Raw genomic sequence first — 17,255 nt, 5'->3', positions numbered from 1 at the left:
GTGAACCGCATATGCAACCAACAGACCTCTATGTATCAGAGAAATTAATGGAGTGGCAACAGCAAGATCTGGAAAGCCAATCCCGCGAACATTGGAAATGGAAATCCGTTCGCAAAAGAAAAGTCTACGTGCTTCTAACTAGCTTGTTTTTTTGGATCTAATTCGTTTTCTTATCACGACCACCAACACAACCAGAATGAGCGCACACACTATACCAACTCCATCGACGAAGACATCGATGCCGTGTCCCGTTCGGTCCTTCACGAACGACTGATGCCATTCATCCGACATTGCATATAGCAACGATATGAGGAAGGAGCTGATCAAAGCTATGTTCATTCTGACAGGCTTCGCTAGCAAGGCTATCGACCAAAGCAGGGCAAGCACAGCGTATTCGCTAACGTGCCCTGCTTTTCTTATGAAGAATTCGATTAAATTAATCGGATCTTGCCATGAAATCACCTGTTTATCATATGTAAACTTAACTTTGGGGATATGCTCTTTTAACTTCTCCGTGGAAAACTTTGATTCCAAGTAGGGCTTTAAGCTCTGCTGATGATAAGGTTCGGCAGACTTTATATAGATGAAGACCATCCATAAAATGGCTGCAATGAGGAACACGTAGAATACCGCTTTCGATCGTGTTAACTTCGGCATAATTGCCCCTTTCTCTTATGGGTTTAATTTTTTGCGAATGCTGAACAAGGCAAAGAATTCAATAACCATTAAATTCACAGCGGATACGCCGTAAAAAGCCATCCCGAACATCATCTGGAACTTATCTGTTGTTACCGATTTCCACCAAAAGACGGCCAATAGGGTAAGTACAATATTCAATGCCGTCGTGATCCAAAACGAAAACCCTAAGCGGTTCGTTTTCCGCATCAAGAGAACACCAATGACAAACGGCACCACAAAAGCGACACCTAAGAAAACCCAATATAATACTGCGTTTGACACTTCCACGTCACTCCTAAACGATCTACTAGTTTATAGTACTAGGTTAGCATGAAAATACGCATGAAAACAACGTTGAGCACCTTTTGCAACAGAAATGACAAACAGCTGGCTGGAAATATTTATGAATCAAAAATCTGATGAAGCAGGTATTGCCTGTCATCTCATATTCATGTATAATACAAAAAGTCGACGTTTGTAAGCGACATCACGGGGCCTTAGCTCAGCTGGGAGAGCGCATCGCTGGCAGCGATGAGGTCAGGGGTTCGATCCCCCTAGGCTCCATACAAAAAGAAGCACTGCAACCTAATGGTTGTGGTGCTTCTTTTTGTTATGGAGACACGGGGCGGTTCGCCGTCTTCTTGAAATGTACGGTTGAGAAAGACGTAAGCGAAAAGGGCAGGCGATTCCGCAAGCACGGTCGCGCCGTTTCGCGTTTATGAGGACGGTGCGCGTGCAGTGCCTGCGTCACCCCCTGCGCGAACGCTGATTATCAGTAGCTAAGAGATAAAGAAAATAAGGTGCCCCTATAATGGCAACAATTATCCCTGTGGGGATACCGGCAGGCGGTAGAATAACCCTGGATAAAGTATCCGCAACAGACACTAGCAAAGCGCCAACCAGCGCACACACGGGGATCAGGATAATATGTCTGGAGCCTACTAACCGTCTAGCGAGGTGAGGTGCAATCAGCCCCACGAAGCTTATACTTCCGCTGACAGACACACAGGAAGCCGCCAAAGCCACAGAAACGAATAACATATTTCTGTGCTGTTTCGCAACCGAAAGACCTAAGCTGTGTGCGGTGTCTTCACTCATGCTCAGTACATCTAATTTTCTCGATTTGTAAATTAAGTAGGGTATTAAGATGAGAAGCCACGGAAGCAGGGCTAGCACAAATCGCCAATCCCCTCCCCATATATTTCCTGCTCGCCACACGGCTACAAAGTCGAACTGTTCCTCGTCTAGCTTGATGACAAGAACGGTGGTCAGGGCAGAGATTCCCGCCTGCATGGCAATTCCTGTTAAAATCAATCGCATAGGCGCAATGCCATCTGTTTTTTTGTAAGCAAGGACATTTATCAAAATAGCCGTCAACCCGGCACCTATTAAGGCTAAAAAAGGCAGAGTAAAAACAGACAAGAAAGATGCCGTGCCAGCAAACATGGTAAATAGAATAACCATAAGCCCTGCGCCTGCTGATATACCAATCAGTCCAGGATCTGCCAACGCGTTTTTTGTTACTCCCTGAACTACACATCCAGATAAAGCGAGCCCAGCACCTACAAGTATTGATAAGGTTATTCGTGGCAACCGGAAATCAAATAATATGACATTTTCCCTCTCCGTTCCTCCCCCGAATAAAGTGCGCAGGGTATCAAGCGCGGAGAGCTTTGTGTGACCAGTATTCATACTAACAATAAAGGAAACGGTAAGTGCGCACACAAACATGAGAACTATCGTTGTATTTCGAAACGCCACCTTTTTCTTGTACGCTTGATTCTTCTTAATCAGATCATTCATTACACCGCCCTCCTTTGCCTGCGCGATAAATAGAGGAAGAAAGGAATGCCAACCAACGCAGTCAACACACCAACAGGTGTTTCAAACGGTGGGTTTAACATACGCGCACCCAAATCCGCGCTCACCATCAAGATTGCTCCTAATACAGCCGATACAGGTATAATCGAGCGGTAATCAACTCCTACCAGAAATCTTGTTACGTGGGGTACGACCAAACCCACGAAACCTACCGCGCCTACCACTGATACCGAAGTGCCGGCTAGAACCAGCACAGTCAGTGAGCATAGCATAGTTATAAGCTTAGTATTTAAGCCCAAGCCCTTTGCAACATCTTCTCCCATATTGAGGATCGATATATACCGAGAAAGGACAATAGCACTAATTAATGCTATGCATATCCAGGGAGACATGAGAATAATCTGTTTCCACGTGGAACCAGCAACACCGCCCGCCATCCAAAACATGATGTTTTGCGCAACTTTGCTATAAAGCGCAATACCCTGGCTTAGCGCGGTAAACAAAGCACCGACAGCCGCGCCTGCCAGCACGATACGCATGGGCGTTGCAGCGCTACGGCGAAACATTGCGATTCCATTGACCATTAAGTAGGCGATTGATGCACCGATAAAGGAAAAAACAATGATATTACTGTATCCAATTTGCGGAAAAAATGCGAAACAAACGGCCAGAGCCAAGCCAGCGCCGGCATTAAGACCCAAAAGGCCGGAATCAGCCATGGGATTGCGCGTTATGCCTTGCATGACTGCGCCTGAAACTGCAAAAGCAGAGCCGACAAGTGCGCTAACAAGCACACGAGGGATGCGTGAGTCTACAATGATTATGTGTGACATGTTGTTGCGGTCAAGGTTGAAGATAGCTTCCCAGATATTTGAAAGCGGAATATTTTTGGCTCCCTGTGTAACAGAAAATGCCATCAAAAGTAGCAGGGCGATACTTCCGCCAAGCATAATAAGTAAAGCTGTCATTCCGTTTTTATTATGAATGACGGAAGATGTAGCAACGGATTTAGAAACCATACTGAACGCCCTCATTCTACTGAATATAACACAAGAAATCGGGCCGACTATACCAGTCTCCCGATTTCTTATGCGGTTTTATTCTCTATTTAACAATGCTTTCTACCACTTTTTCTATAGCAAGTTTCTGGCTTAGTGGGGCACCTGCCATAGAGCCAGGAGGAAGCTTGAAAACGTTATTATTTTTTACAGCCTTCAAATTCTTCCATATTGTAGTGTCCTCTGTACCAGGCTTAGTCCAAGTTGGCGTGTAATTGTCTTTCTCCGCACCATCTATATTATCTAAGAATATGTAATCCGGATCCAATTCTGCCAATCCTTCTAGTGATATCTGGGTATATTTCTCAGGGTAACCTTTCGGTGGGGTCAAGCCATACCCTACAGTCTTATCAAACCATGCGGTTCGATTCGTAGGACCGGAGCCAACAAGGCCAAAGGTTTTATTACCCAGGTCGCTCATAACAACAGAAGTTTTGTCCTTGTATGGAGCCAACTTTTCACGGGATTTCGTTATTAAGCTTTCTAGATCGGCGATGATTTTCGCAGCTTCTTTTTCTTTGCCCAGGATCTGAGCATAGTCGTTTAAAAGATCTTGCCAAGTTTGAGAGTCATATATCAGTGTGGGTGCAACCTTATTGTATGCTGCATAATCACCTTTATCATTAGCAGTTACTACAATTAAATCTGGAGAGACTCCCATCATTTGCTCATATTCTTTTGAGCCACCTAATTCTTTAATGTTCAATTTATCTGCCATTGGCCTGAGCGCTTGTCTAGTCATAACAAACGATTTTGCGGTTGGTGCTGCAATCGGCGGCACACCAAGCGCGATAAGCGTTTCTATGTGTCCGAAATAAGCTGGAATTATTCTTTCAGGGGCCTTTGCAAAAGTAACGGTATGCCCAAAATCATCCGTGATAGTTCTCGGCCACACGCTTGCGGAAGTTGATGCCGTTGGCGCCGCTGAAGGCGTTGACGCTGTTGATGCCGTTTCTGCAACCTTGCTTTCTGAAGACGTGGATGCACAACCTGTCATCATACCCACAACTAATCCGATAGATATGATTGTACTAATATTTTTCTTCATTATTTCCTCCTGGTTTATGACATTGATAATGATTATCAATATCGTTTTCTTTCCAGAATTTTAAAGGCATCAGCGTTAATTGTCAATACTTTTTTTAAAATCGGATTCGACCAACAAAAAGATGACTCCTGATCAATCCGATCAATCCAGAAGCCATCTTTTCATAATGGCAATCAGATATATGACTACTCAACAAATTAACCCTCGTTCTTTATTGATTTTGTTAAGGAGAAAAGTGGGACAGTTTATGAAGTCTACAAAGACGAGGGAGTAAGCGGAGACGTGAGAAGGCTAAGAAAGGGAAAGTTTAACTGCTCGAATGGCCAAGGTGATCTGGCTGTAATGAGAAACGTACGAAAAAATAGTTGGAAAGTTCGAATTGTATAAGTTGCTGGATGAAAGCAGGGATGCATTGAAGAAGAAGGTTCGACCTTTTCGTGAGGCACTTGCAGACATCGAGCAGGGAATTCAAGAGTGAGCCTAAAGTATCTATTAGTGATCACTGAACTGGTAGAATCGGATTTGCGAGACATCGCTAACTATATCGCAAACGAATTATTGGACCCGACGACTGCAAGTAAATTGATTAGCAGAATCGCTGAGGCCACTTTTCAATTGGAGCAAATGACTTTTAGAAATGGATTAGTTCACGATGAACGATTGGCAGCGAGTGGCATTCGACATTTACTTGTGGACTCTTTCATCGTGTTATATGTTATCTCGGAAATAGAAGAAACCGTTACAATTATTCGGATTCTTTACGGAAAGAGGCACTGGAGCAGCTTGCTCTAAGCTTTTTGGTTCGATCCCCTAGGCTCCATATAAATAAAAACCGCGATCCTTTTTGATCGAGGTTTTTAATATGGATCAAGCAGAGAGACCCCTCATGTTTCGGACATCCCTTGCTTTTGGGTTTTTACTGGCATCCAAATTTCGCTATATACATTTTCGTAAGTACCAGTGTGTTTTGTAAAAGAGATCCCAGGTATATCTGCAATTTCATAACCAGAAGAAGGCAGCCATTCCGAATAAATTTTAGCGGTAGTTTCTTGAAGCGTAACAGGAAATGGTCCTTGATTAGGGAAAATTGCCCATAAGCTTTCTTCAATAGAAAGGTGCTCTAAATCATCGAATGTAGTTTCTTTTGTAGTTGCAAAACCGATCATATGAGTTAGATATCCTTTTTCTTCCAAGTATCCATCATCAAAATCATAAGATACATTTAAGACTTGATGAGGATATAAATCAGCTAATTGATGCATTTCATTTCTTTGTTGCTCGGTAATGGACTTGGCTAGTTCTATGATAGAATTATTTACACCTTCGAATTGAATGGGCACTCGTTTAGATAGTCCTACAATATTAAATTTCGCCTTCTTTTCGATTTTGAATTCCATTGATATTCCTCCTCTTATATCTATAAAAAATGAAAATTTGGGAAATGATTTTTGAATCTTGTTTTTGATTACTTCTGAAGGTAAAAAACCACTCCAATCACGAAAGGCTCTCGAAAATCCTTCTACAGATTGATAACCATATTTATAGGCAATATCTGTCACCTTTGCTCCGTTAATTAATTCAACATTTGCAACGGATAATCTCCTATTTTTGATGTACTCATTCAACGACATATTAGCCATATACGAAAACATTCTTTTAAAATGATAATCAGACAGGCCAACAATTTTGGATATGTCTTTTCCAGAGATTTCTTCCGTTAGATTTGTTTCAATGTAGTCCATTAATTGATTGAATTGTTGTATCATTCATTTCCCTCCTTTACAAAACTATTTTATCGGTAAAATTAATTATTTACTCGATATATAGTATACGGAATTTATCGGATATCCTTGCTTTTGGATTATTAAAGGTATCCCCAATACTAATGGCAGAAATGCCGTTTTTCTCATTCTCTTCGCCTAATTTTCTAATCGAGCAAATATGTACAAACTCCCAAACTGAGTTTCCCATATTCTACTAGAAAGTAAGCAAGGGAGGGGTTTGCGATTAGTCAAATTAAAGTCATTGCGACGATTCCAGTAGGGAAAAGGCCGTCAGATATCGCGTTAAACCAAAGAACGAATTTGATATATGTGCCGAGTAATGGAAGTGATACTGTGTCCGTGATTAGCTCTCGATCCAATCGCGTGATTGCGACAATAGAAGGGATTGAAGGGGCGGTTTCTGTGGCTGTCAACCCGCGAACGAATCAGATTTATGTGGCTGGATTGTCAGGTAAACTGTTCCTCATTGACGGTAGGAAAAATAAACTTACCCATACATTCAATGTAGGAGGGGGCTTTGCAGCGCTCGCTGTGAATGTCAAGACGAATAAAGTGTACGCGGTAAATCTTGATCGAAATTCGGTAACGGTTTTGAATGGGAACCAAAAGAAAATCGTTGCGACAATAAGCGTAGGCGCGCAGAGATCGAGCGTTGCGTCCCCGCACTCGATTGTTGCCAATCCGTTTACGAATCGCATTTACGTGCTGAATCCGGGAGCAGACACCGCAACAGTCATCAAGGGCAGCACCGATCGCGTAACGGGCACGATTAAAGTTGGACAGGGACCGTTTTCACTCGCCATTAATTTGCGAACCAATCGATTATTTATCGCACTCGAAGAGAACGGCAGCGTCGCTGTTGTGAGTGGGCGAACGAATAAATTGCTGACGACCATTCCGAATGTTGGCGATATCGATACGCTCGCTGTCAATCCTGTAACAAATCGTGTCTATGCGCCAGACGATACGACGAATAGTTTCAAGGTAACGGTGATTTCAGGAAAAACCAATAAAATCATCGCCACGATCCAAAATGGCGAATCGCCGCGAATTCCTGTCATTAACCGCAAGTTGAATCGCATTTACATCGCAACTTCGGGGGAAGAAACGCCGACTAGCCTAGCGAGTGTCTTGAACGGAGTGAATAACAAAATAATAAAATCAAACCTGCAAATCGGGCGTGGGGCATCGGCAGGTGTTGTCAATGAAAGCAACAACCGCGTTTACTTTACTAACGAAGAAGGAAATACAGTTACGGTGCTTTCGGGATAAAATCACTTTACATGTAGGCTGATCGTGGTATATGATTAATTGTGACACCGATTGGTGTCTTAATTAATTGAGAAAAGAGGGTTCAGATGTTCATCCTATCCATTGTTATGCAAAGTTGGCTGCTGTTCTCCATGGCCTTCTTTGGCGGAAGCAAGCTCGCAGGGGCAAAGCATCAGATTGATCTGTTTGATTCGGTTAAACTACCTCAATGGTTCCGCGTGGTTACAGGCTGTATTCAAATTTTAGGATGCATCGGGCTCATACTCGGGTACTGGTATCCGGGCATTGCAGCGTGGACCGCAATCGGGATTGGTGTCATGATGGTAGTAGCGATCATCTCGCATCTCAGAGTCAAGCATCCATTTGGTAAAATAATGCCGGCTACATTAAATCTTGTGATAGCTCTTGTTGTAGTACTTTTATATGCGGATGAACTGTCTCATCCTTTTAGTTAGTTCTACAAACCCTCCCTGGAGGGTTTTTTCTATTTGTCTATGGTAGTATTTTCCCATAAAATGCTTGTACTACATCCATATTTTAGTATAATGAAAACACATACATTAGCAGTTACAGGATGCATCATCGTCACAAGCGATAACGCAAAGGCAAGGATCACCGTTTTCCACTACAAGGAATTCCGATGGACTACCAACCTCTTAGCTGCTAAGAGGTTTTTTTGTTATGTTTGAGAGATTGTACATCTATGAACAGGAAGGGACATCCTTGATGAAAACCGTAAAAACAAAGATCATGATTGCCATTATGTTGTGCTCGGTCGTTGCAGTTCTTGTAGTTGGACTAATTGGAATTAATACGGCGAATCAAATGCTTAAACAATCCTCCGACGAAGCGGCTAAGCTGAACGTTGACACGAAGGCGAAGAGCTTAAATCTAACGATTGAAGCGATCGAACAGTCAGTAAATGGCCTTGCCATTTCAGCCGTCTCCATGCTTGACGATGTAAAGAAGTTTAAGACAGATGCCAAGTATGTGACGGAGTATCAAGAGAAAATTAGACCGTTAGCCGAGCAATTCTCGCAAAATACGAAAGGCTCAATGGCGTTCTATATGAGGTTTAATCCTGCATTTACCGCGCCTACCTCAGGATTATTCCATGCCGATTCGGACGGAGACGGTAAGATCGAGAAGTTGACGCCTACTGATTTCAGTCAGTACGACCCGACCGACCTCGCTCATGTTGGGTGGTATTATATCCCGGTTAAAGCAGGCAAGCCCGTATGGCTAGACCCGTATGTGAACGAAAATATTAATGTCAAAATGATTAGTTATGTCGTGCCCATTTTCAAAAATGGAGAGTCCATTGGGATTGTAGGCATGGATATTAACTTCGCTTTGTTTACTGATATCGTCAATAGTATCAAACCATATGAGAATAGCTTTGGTGCTTTACTCAACGCAAATCTCGATTTCTTAATTCATCCGGAAATGAAGCAAACCGATAACTTGGCAAAAGTGCATGGAAGTCTTGCAGAAGAAATCAAAAAACAAGAACTTGGGGTGATGACGGTTCAAGAAAATAACGAAGACAAAATGATTTCCTTTGCAAAATTGTCCAATGGCCAAACGCTGCTGATCGACTCTTCGAAAAGTGATATTTATAGCGATGTGAACACGCTCACGAAGCGCATTATCATCGTTTTGATCATTGTGGCAATTGTAGCTGCTCTTGTTGCTTTCTTCATGGGAAGCCGCATTTCCAAGCCGCTGAAAACACTCATTCTCGACATGAGACGTGTAAAAGAAGGCGACTTTATGGTTCGCACATCAATACGTAATAAAGACGAGATCGGTGAGATTGGTTCGAATTTTAATGGTATGGTCGAAGAGTTGGAAAACCTGACGAGAAATATCCGAGCGGTATCCAGTCAAATTCATTCTTCGTCTCGTTCCCTTGCTTCCGTTGCTGAGGAGGTAACAGCTTCATCGGAGGAAGTTTCCGCTTCCCTGCATGAAATTGCTGAAGGCAATCGAATGCAATCCCAGTCGATCGAGAAAAGCTCGGAAATTTCCGAGAATTTGTCCGACAAGTTTAAGCAGCTATACGACAATACGAACGTCATTCTTCAAGTCGTAGACGGCATGCAGGCCAATAATGAGAACGGTATGTCATTAATGAAAGATTTGAACGCTATCAATCAAGATAATGGTCAAGCCATTAACAATATTGAACGAGAAATTTTTAATTTGAATGATAAAACACAAAACATCTCCACAATCGTTGAGCAGTTAAGCCACATCGCTAGTCAGACAAATCTGTTGGCATTGAACGCTTCCATTGAGTCATCAAGAGCGGGTGAGGCTGGAAGAGGCTTTGCTGTTGTAGCGAGCGAAATTCGAAAGCTGGCCGAACAGTCGAGGATTTCGACGGAAAATATTAATGAAATCATTGTGAATGTGCAAACGGATGCTAGCCATACTGTCGAAGCGATGAAGCAAGTGAAAATGCGGGAGATGGAGCAATCCGAAGCCGTTCAGCAGTTAAGTCAAGCGTTCGGGCTATTATCAGGCACCATCAATCAGATTACAGAAATCCTGAAAACAAACGGAGCCTTCATCACGGAAGTATCGGGCGATTCAAGTCTATTGGCCAGTGAAGTCCATGAGATGTCGTCGATCTCCGAAGAGAGCGCAGCTTCATCTGAGCAAGTTTCGGAAACGATGACAGAGCAAGTAAAAGGCTTCGGAAAAGTCGTCGAGGAAGCAGATGCGTTAAATCAATTGTGTGAGAATTTAAATGCGTTGGTTAAGAGATTTAATGTCAGGGAATAGCGGCAAAATGAGAGAGTGTTGGTTACGGAGATAAATCCGAAGCCGGCACTCTTTTATATTCCAGATGAACAATTGCCGCATAATATGGTAGTATAAGGAAGTTGAAAGGGGGAAGGACATTGCTTTTAAAAATATTAATCTTTGGTTTACTGTGGCGAATTGTTGGTAATCCGTTTCTTGCGCTGCTCATCTTACTCGTGATTCTGTATGTCTTGGATCGAAGATACGTTGGCATCATGCCGAATATTTGGCGGCCGTTCCAGTTACGTCGGAAGGCAACTCGCTTGCGCGCTGATCTCCATGCCAACCCGCACAATACGTCTGCGAAGCTAGACTTGGCGCGTATCCTGATTGAACGCAAAAAATATCAAGAAGCGCTGCCCTACTTGGAGCAAACGTTACCGATCATGCAGGAATCTGCTGACGTTCATTATGAAATTGGGCTATGTCAACTGAAGCTAGGACGAATAGCCGAAGGGGAAACGTTCATGCTGAAAGCGATCGAGCTCAATCCGCGTGTAAAATATGGCGAAGCCTACCTCCGCCTCGGCGAGGCTTTGGCTCCCCTTGCGCCGGAGCGAGCGGCGCAGTTTATCGAACACTTTCGCGACCTTCACTCCTCATCGGTCGAGGCTTACTACCGGCTCGGCCAGCTGTACCAGCAGCTAGGCCGCCTAGAAGACGCCAAGCGCGCGTATCGCGAGGCGTTGGACATTTACCGCGGCTTGCCACGCTACAGCCGCAGACAGCAGCGGCGCTGGGCTTGGCTGGCGCGCATGAAATAAAAGGTTCCGCTCATCTGCGAGCGGAACCTTTTTTTACGACGCGAGCGTAGCCCCGCGTGAGCAGCCAAGCACCTAGCAGCCCGATGAGGACGGCTGCTACGGTGTGTAGATCGTAGAGCCAGATGCGCTGAGGCGCTGGCTCTGGCGCGACGCGATCCCACAGGGTGAGGATCGCGGGATGCACGAGATAGATGCCGAAGGACGCTGCGCCTAAGGCAGATAAGAAGGCACCGCAGCGCGAGCCGCGTGCCAGCAGTTTGCGCGCCCACGGCACGCAGAGCAGTGGGATGGACAAGCAGTAGGTGAGGAGCGCGAGCTCGAACCAGGTGTTGTCCAAATCCGTGTGACCATATTGCTGCAGCATGAGCATGCTCACAAAAGCGCCCCCAGCAAGGAGAGCGGCGGTCCAGATCCACTTTTTAAACCGGGAAGCCCATGCCATTAACGCATTATAATAAATGCCCGCAAAAGCGCCGAAGCTGAACATAGCCGTGTAGCCTAGGAACAAGGAGGCGTATTCCGGCAGCGGAAAAATCCAGTAATGCAACGTATAGGATACGGCTTGAAAGGCGATACCTATAGGAATCAGACCTCGACGCAGCCAGCTGAATCGCTTGACCGCTGTGAGCAGAAATGGGAATAAGATATAAAATTGCACAATAATGACGATGTAATACAAATGATAGCTCGCATTGCCCGATAGAAGCAGCTTTAGCACATAGAAAGCATCGACATGCAGGGTACCATGGAACAAGATTTGGTTATAGCCATAATAGAATAGGGACCATAGGACATAGGGGATGAGAATCTTTTGCAGCCTCTTTGTCCAGAAAACACGCGCCATCCCTGGCTCCCACCGGTCATAATACGTGTAAAACAACACTAAGCCGCTAATCCAAATAAAAAGAGGAACGGTAAACAAGCCAGCTTTGTTAATAATGAAAAAAATAGTCTGTGAGCCAGTCCCTAAGGGAAGCTGAGTCGCACTGGATGTCCCATGAATGAGGACGACAGCAAAAATCGCAATCGCGCGAACAATATCGATTTCTGATAGTTTTGGTTTGGATGACATGACACAAAATCCCTTTCTTCTCTCTCTCCGTTCAATGTATCATGATCCTCGAAGTAGGACAATAACTCTATAAATGAAAGCATGCGTAGCTTGACGCTCACATCCACGAGAGATAAACTGTTGATAGCATGTACAATGAGAACAATCAAGAGGGTGAATGAACGTGAGTTATGAATATTTGATGCAAGCTGTTTTGCTCATATTTTTGGTGATTATCACTTTTTTTGCTATGTTGGCTTGGACGAAATGGCGAAAAAGAGGACGGAGATAGATCATGTACTTTATTAATCATGAACAAATTTATGGACTAATCGAAGGAAAGATACAATTTTTATCCTTTTTATCAGAAGCAAGCCTGCAACTAATGACACAGTGGACACAAGGCCATAAAGATCTGGTGTGGCAGTTTGCTCAAGAACGTGTACTGCATTTGGCGATCGAGACTGTGACTGATATTGGCAGCTTATTAATTGATGTTTTTATTTTGAGAGATGCTAGCAGTTATGAGGATATCGTTGACATTGTCTACGGCGAAGGGGCTTATTCAGACTCATTAAAAGCGACTTTGCTCCAATTAATGAAGCTGAGAAAACCGCTTGTTCAGGATTTTGTAGAGTTGGATCGCCAAGCTTTGCATCCGCTAATTCCTCAACTCCCATCAGTCTTTGAGGAGTTTACATCGAGTGTACGTGCCTTTATCAAGAGCGAAATGGCATAACATACATAAGTGTTTCTTAATTTACTTATTGCCTAGGATGCTGTAAAATGAGTCCTAAATGAGGTCCGAGGGTAGGTGAGCGCGTGAATCAAACACTAGAAACATCAACACGTAAAGTGATTCTTTCCATGCTCAAAACGCAAGGGCCATTAAGTGTACAAGAAATTGCTAAGCAGCTTGAAATTACGGAGATGGCGGTTAGAAGGCATATTCATTCGATGGAAAAAGATGATTTGCTTGAGGCTAAGCTCGTTCGACAAGCGATGGGGCGTCCCACAAGTGTGTATACCTTAGCACCGCAGGCGGACGAATTATTTCCCAAGAAATATTCGCAGTTAACGTTGGATCTGTTAGACGAGTTAGTGGAAGATGAAGGCCATGAGAAAATTGAACGGCTCTTTGTAGGCAGGCAGGGGAAGCTTGAAGCTCGTTATCAATCTCGGATGCAAGCCAAGAGTTTAGAAGCTCGAGTAGCTGAGTTGGCGCTCATCCAAAACGAGAATGGCTACATGGTAGACTGGTCTGCGCAAGGTGAAGACGCTTATATATTCAACGAACATAACTGTCCAATTGCTATGGTCGCTAACACGTTCCAGCAGGCTTGCCAGTGTGAGCTGTCCCTGTTCCGTAATTTGCTGGATGCGGATGTCGAGCGTACAGAGTGTCTTGCCAAAGGTGCTAACAAATGTGTGTATATCATACGTCAAAATAAATAGTTTTGTTTAAAGGAGTTAGGCAGATGGGAATCTGCTTGGCTCCTTTTTTGTGTTGAATACACGTATTGTTGGCGGTAGCCATTTGGCGTAACTCGAAAATTTCGAGTTACGGATCTGCATTTATCTTTGTTGCCCTACATAACTCGATTTTTAAGAATGTCGATTAACTAATGATCATGAATACCTTATGCAACCAGTTGGGGATTTTGTGCGCGAGCAAGCAGTAGCCGGCTTTGACAAGCCCAAATGCACGATTATTTAGAGTTACAGACCTGGATTTGCCATTGCCGCCCTCCGCAACTCGATTATTTCGAGTAACGCACCTGGATTTGCCATTGCCGCCCTCCGCAACTCGATTATTTCGAGTAACGCACCTGGATTTGCCTTAGCCGCCCTCCGTAACTCGATTTTTTCGAGTAACGCACCTGAATTTGCCTTTGCCGCCCTCCGCAACTCGATTATTTCGAGTTATAGACCTGGATTTGCCTTCTCCGGCTCGCGTAACTCGATTATTTCGAGTTACAGACCTGAATCTGCCTTTGCCGTCCTCCGCAACTCGACTATTTCGAGTTACAGACCTGAATTTGCCTTCTCCGGCTCGCGTAACTCGATTTTTTCGAGTTACGGACCTGAATTTGCTTTTTTGCATTCCGTAACTCGATTATATTGAGTAATGCACCCGAATTACCTTTGTCGCCCTCCGTAACTCGGTTCTATCGAACTACAACTCCTTCTTTTTATCTACTTGACACCACTACGCCCCCATCCCGCCATTATCAGCCTCACTCCCGCAGCAGCCGCCAATCTCCCACCTTCAGTAAACTTTCAGCTAACATTCATTCCCTTATCAGCCCAATTTAAGACTCACTTCAGGTTAGCGGCCTATACTGAACCTATCAAACGAGAGGCGGTAATCCTATGAACGAAGATATGAACATGAATACTAATAAGGACACGAATGATATAAAAATTAACAACAAGCTTAACAACTCCAAGGTGAAGCCGATATTTGCAGCATTTATGGCCGGAGCCGTTGTTGTCGGCGGATTGATGTTTACTTCGGATAAGCTAAACCTTTTTGGCTATGATACGCAAACAGTGCAGTCCAGCGTCGCTGCTCCATCAGCAGCTAACTCGGCTGCGGCCGGCGTCCAAACAGCATCGCTGAACAATTTAGGGACGAACAGCATTTCAGCCATTTCGAAGGCGTCGAGCCCTGCCATTGTCAAAATTGAAACGAAAGTCAAACAAACGGCCACACAAGGAAATCGAAGAAATCCCCTTCAACAGGGGACAGAAACTGGTGACACTATCGAAAATGGCATCGGTTCAGGCTTCATTTTTGAAGACAGCGGTTATATTTTAACCAATGAACATGTCATTGAAGGTGCGGATGAGATCGACGTTTACGTACAGGGTTATGATACCCCGTTTACAGCAACGTTACTTGGAAGCAGCTATGATTTAGATTTGGCTGTGCTCAAAATTCAAGGAGATCAACCATTTCCTGCACTGAAATTGGGCAAATCGGACGCTACGGAAGTAGGCGAATGGGTCGTCGCGATTGGGAATCCGTATGATTTTGATTACTCCGTGACCACGGGTGTATTAAGTGCCAAAGAACGTGAGATCAGTATTGACGATGAGCAGGGCACACGTAATTACAAGCATTTGCTGCAAACAGATACGGCGATTAACCCAGGTAACTCTGGAGGTCCGCTTTTGAATTTGAACGGTGAAGTGATTGGGATTAATACGGCTGTGAACGCCGAAGCGCAGGGGATGGGCTTTGCCATTCCAGCGAGCACCATTAATGCTGTCGTAGATAAGCTGAAAAACAACGAAGAGATCCCGAAGGATCCAGCACCGTATATCGGCGTAGCGCTGCAGAACATCTCAAATGACATGCTGCAGGATTTGAAGATCAACAGCACGAATGGCGCCGTAGTAGCGGAGGTGCAGCAAGGCTCGCCAGCTTTCAAAGCGGGCATTCGCCAGTATGATGTGATCACGGAAGTGAACGGTAAAGGTATTGCTAACTCCGAGGAACTAACGAAAGCAGTCCAAGCCGTGACAGTTGGCGAGTCTTTGAAAGTAAAAATCTCGCGCGATGGTCAAACGAAAGACGTGACGATTCAAGTTGGCGATAAAAACACTGCGACAGCATATCAAGGTTAAAAATAGGGTTAAAAATAAAAACGGAGTCTCGCAATTTTGCGGGCTCCGTTTTTTTCACTTTAGGCCCGCGCAGCCGCGAGCAATTGAATAGCCTTGTCTGTAATCCAGCCGAAATTACCGGCTTCAATCTCTTTCAGGTTGATCAGCGAGCCGCCAATGCCTAAGCCGTAACAGCCGATGCTCAAAAATTGCTTGATATTGCCCTCCGTAACGCCCCCGACAGCCATCATCGGGATTTTGTCCAGAGGTCCCATTAATTCCTTAATATAAGGCAAGCCTAGGCTTGCACTTGGAAATATTTTAACCGCTGTAGCCCCAGCTCTCCATGCTTTCACAACCTCTGTTGGTGTCATCGCACCAGGGAAAATCGGAATCCCCTCCTGCCGTGACCAGCCAATGACCTCTTCATCCAAGTTTGGTGTGACGAGAAATGCCGCACCGGCAGCAACAGCTTGCTTAGCATCCTCCAGATCCAGCACAGTGCCAGCACCAATGAACATTTGCTCTCCCCATTGCTTCTGAAGATTCGTGATCATGGTCAGCGCGCCAGGCGTGTTTAAAGTGACCTCCATTACGGTGACGCCGCCTGTGAGAAGTGCTTCAGCAACAGAGAGGATGTGCGCCTCCTGCACGCCGCGGACGATTGCGATGATACGAGTACGTTCTATTTCTTGTAGACCTTGTTCCCTGTTCATATCGGTTTCCCCCAACTCATCTAGCATGCTTTTGTCATTTATTATGACAGGTTCCAGAAATTTTTCCAATCCGTTTGTGTCAAAACAAGCCCTACCTACCTATACTGTAGTAATTCATAGGCATTCGTCTAGAAGCCTCATCAACCCATAAAGCTTTCAGTCTACTTGGAGGTGACCATCATGACTTGGAGCGAGATCAGTATCGTTAGCTTGGCTGTCGCTTTTTTAGTGCTCATTGTGTTTACCGTTCGTATGTTCATCACGGCTACACGAACGCTTCGCTTGTTAGGGGACACGGTTGTTGAAGTTAAACAACATATTGGCCATACTACAGAACAAGCGGAGAATCTAATGAAGCAATTAGGGCAGCTTACGGAAGAGGTACATTTGCAAATCCTAGCCTTAGAGCCAAGTATACAATCGGTTGAGAAAGCAGGAATTGCTGTCGGGGAAGTCGCTTCCACGCTGCGCAAGGTCTCACGTATGATGAACGAGTCCTTACATGGTGCGGAAAAAGTCGTACATACGCACCAGAAGCGTATACACGACGTCATGGAATGGGCAACGACAGGGTTTGAGCTGTGGCAGAGATGGCAGGCGCATCGGAATGCGAAATCAGAACATTAAGGAGTGGATATTA

17 protein-coding genes and 1 tRNA gene are annotated in these 17,255 nt (G+C 44.6%); 10 read left to right on the top strand and 8 right to left on the bottom strand.

Annotation, left to right across the window (positions count from 1 at the left end; all coding sequences use genetic code 11):
* Positions 1 to 138: 138 nt before the first annotated feature.
* Together AC58UX_RS07370 and AC58UX_RS07365 are read right to left on the bottom strand one after the other, a co-directional pair.
* A complete protein-coding gene (locus AC58UX_RS07370; protein WP_497250985.1) occupies positions 139 to 657 on the bottom strand; it encodes a VanZ family protein in 519 nt (172 codons plus the stop codon).
* A gap of 15 nt (positions 658 to 672) precedes the next feature.
* Positions 673 to 960 carry a hypothetical protein gene (locus tag AC58UX_RS07365; protein ID WP_497250983.1) on the bottom strand — a complete coding sequence of 96 codons (288 nt, stop codon included), beginning with the start codon at positions 958 to 960 and terminating at the stop codon, positions 673 to 675.
* Between the two features lie 209 nt (positions 961 to 1,169).
* Between AC58UX_RS07365 and AC58UX_RS07360 the strand changes: the two genes are divergently transcribed.
* Positions 1,170 to 1,242 (top strand) — tRNA-Ala (locus AC58UX_RS07360).
* A gap of 183 nt (positions 1,243 to 1,425) precedes the next feature.
* Here the strand turns inward: AC58UX_RS07360 and AC58UX_RS07355 are convergent.
* The 3 genes from AC58UX_RS07355 to AC58UX_RS07345 form a co-directional block, all read right to left on the bottom strand.
* Positions 1,426 to 2,481, bottom strand: coding sequence for a FecCD family ABC transporter permease (locus tag AC58UX_RS07355; RefSeq protein WP_497250981.1), 1,056 nt, complete (start codon positions 2,479 to 2,481; stop codon positions 1,426 to 1,428).
* Positions 2,481 to 3,518 carry a FecCD family ABC transporter permease gene (locus AC58UX_RS07350; RefSeq protein WP_497250979.1) on the bottom strand — a complete coding sequence of 346 codons (1,038 nt, stop codon included), beginning with the start codon at positions 3,516 to 3,518 and terminating at the stop codon, positions 2,481 to 2,483. The genes AC58UX_RS07355 and AC58UX_RS07350 overlap by 1 nt, the downstream gene beginning before the upstream one ends.
* A gap of 85 nt (positions 3,519 to 3,603) precedes the next feature.
* Positions 3,604 to 4,605, bottom strand: coding sequence for an ABC transporter substrate-binding protein (locus AC58UX_RS07345; protein ID WP_497250977.1), 1,002 nt, complete (start codon positions 4,603 to 4,605; stop codon positions 3,604 to 3,606).
* 495 nt (positions 4,606 to 5,100) lie between these two features.
* On the opposite strand from AC58UX_RS07345, the gene AC58UX_RS07340 reads away from it, so the two are divergent.
* Complete coding sequence (locus tag AC58UX_RS07340) at positions 5,101 to 5,397, top strand: type II toxin-antitoxin system RelE/ParE family toxin (RefSeq protein WP_497250975.1); 297 nt, start codon at positions 5,101 to 5,103, stop codon at positions 5,395 to 5,397.
* A gap of 92 nt (positions 5,398 to 5,489) precedes the next feature.
* Here AC58UX_RS07340 and AC58UX_RS07335 read toward each other — a convergent pair whose 3' ends face one another.
* Positions 5,490 to 6,371 (bottom strand): AraC family transcriptional regulator, encoded by an 882-nt coding sequence (locus AC58UX_RS07335; protein WP_497250973.1) that lies wholly within the window; start codon positions 6,369 to 6,371, stop codon positions 5,490 to 5,492.
* Between the two features lie 351 nt (positions 6,372 to 6,722).
* Here AC58UX_RS07335 and AC58UX_RS07330 point away from each other — a divergent pair, with 351 nt between their 5' ends.
* The 4 genes from AC58UX_RS07330 to AC58UX_RS07315 all read left to right on the top strand — a co-directional run bounded on the left by AC58UX_RS07330 (position 6,723) and on the right by AC58UX_RS07315 (position 11,236).
* Positions 6,723 to 7,661, top strand: coding sequence for a YncE family protein (locus tag AC58UX_RS07330; protein WP_497250971.1), 939 nt, complete (start codon positions 6,723 to 6,725; stop codon positions 7,659 to 7,661).
* An 86-nt stretch (positions 7,662 to 7,747) separates the two neighbouring features.
* Positions 7,748 to 8,116, top strand: coding sequence for a DoxX family protein (locus AC58UX_RS07325; RefSeq protein WP_497250969.1), 369 nt, complete (start codon positions 7,748 to 7,750; stop codon positions 8,114 to 8,116).
* A 226-nt stretch (positions 8,117 to 8,342) separates the two neighbouring features.
* Positions 8,343 to 10,451 carry a methyl-accepting chemotaxis protein gene (locus tag AC58UX_RS07320; RefSeq protein WP_497250967.1) on the top strand — a complete coding sequence of 703 codons (2,109 nt, stop codon included), beginning with the start codon at positions 8,343 to 8,345 and terminating at the stop codon, positions 10,449 to 10,451.
* A 119-nt stretch (positions 10,452 to 10,570) separates the two neighbouring features.
* The gene (locus AC58UX_RS07315; protein WP_497250965.1) at positions 10,571 to 11,236 is read left to right on the top strand and encodes a tetratricopeptide repeat protein; all 666 of its coding nucleotides are present in this window, start codon (positions 10,571 to 10,573) and stop codon (positions 11,234 to 11,236) included.
* A 10-nt stretch (positions 11,237 to 11,246) separates the two neighbouring features.
* Here the strand turns inward: AC58UX_RS07315 and AC58UX_RS07310 are convergent, their stop codons facing one another.
* Positions 11,247 to 12,308, bottom strand: a complete 1,062-nt coding sequence (locus AC58UX_RS07310) for an acyltransferase (RefSeq protein WP_497250963.1) — start codon at positions 12,306 to 12,308, stop codon at positions 11,247 to 11,249.
* Positions 12,309 to 12,582: 274 nt separating this feature from the next.
* Here AC58UX_RS07310 and AC58UX_RS07305 point away from each other — a divergent pair, with 274 nt between their 5' ends.
* The 3 genes from AC58UX_RS07305 to AC58UX_RS07295 all read left to right on the top strand — a co-directional run bounded on the left by AC58UX_RS07305 (position 12,583) and on the right by AC58UX_RS07295 (position 15,920).
* Entirely contained in the window at positions 12,583 to 13,026 is a 444-nt protein-coding gene (locus AC58UX_RS07305; RefSeq protein ID WP_497250961.1) for a DUF86 domain-containing protein, read from the top strand.
* 83 nt (positions 13,027 to 13,109) lie between these two features.
* Positions 13,110 to 13,742, top strand: coding sequence for a helix-turn-helix transcriptional regulator (locus AC58UX_RS07300; protein WP_497250959.1), 633 nt, complete (start codon positions 13,110 to 13,112; stop codon positions 13,740 to 13,742).
* Positions 13,743 to 14,660: 918 nt separating this feature from the next.
* The gene (locus AC58UX_RS07295; protein ID WP_497250957.1) at positions 14,661 to 15,920 is read left to right on the top strand and encodes a S1C family serine protease; all 1,260 of its coding nucleotides are present in this window, start codon (positions 14,661 to 14,663) and stop codon (positions 15,918 to 15,920) included.
* 59 nt (positions 15,921 to 15,979) lie between these two features.
* Here AC58UX_RS07295 and AC58UX_RS07290 read toward each other — a convergent pair whose 3' ends face one another.
* Positions 15,980 to 16,615, bottom strand: coding sequence for a bifunctional 4-hydroxy-2-oxoglutarate aldolase/2-dehydro-3-deoxy-phosphogluconate aldolase (locus AC58UX_RS07290; protein ID WP_497250955.1), 636 nt, complete (start codon positions 16,613 to 16,615; stop codon positions 15,980 to 15,982).
* A 180-nt stretch (positions 16,616 to 16,795) separates the two neighbouring features.
* Between AC58UX_RS07290 and AC58UX_RS07285 the strand changes: the two genes are divergently transcribed.
* On the top strand, positions 16,796 to 17,242 hold the full coding sequence (locus AC58UX_RS07285; protein WP_497250953.1) for a DUF948 domain-containing protein: 447 nt from the start codon (positions 16,796 to 16,798) through the stop codon (positions 17,240 to 17,242).
* The last annotated feature ends 13 nt before the right edge of the window (positions 17,243 to 17,255 follow it).

The sequence above is a fragment of the Paenibacillus sp. J22P90 genome (assembly GCF_059692195.1).
Note: the sequence above shows the minus strand (reverse complement) of the source record. Positions and strands in the feature narration are given on the sequence as shown.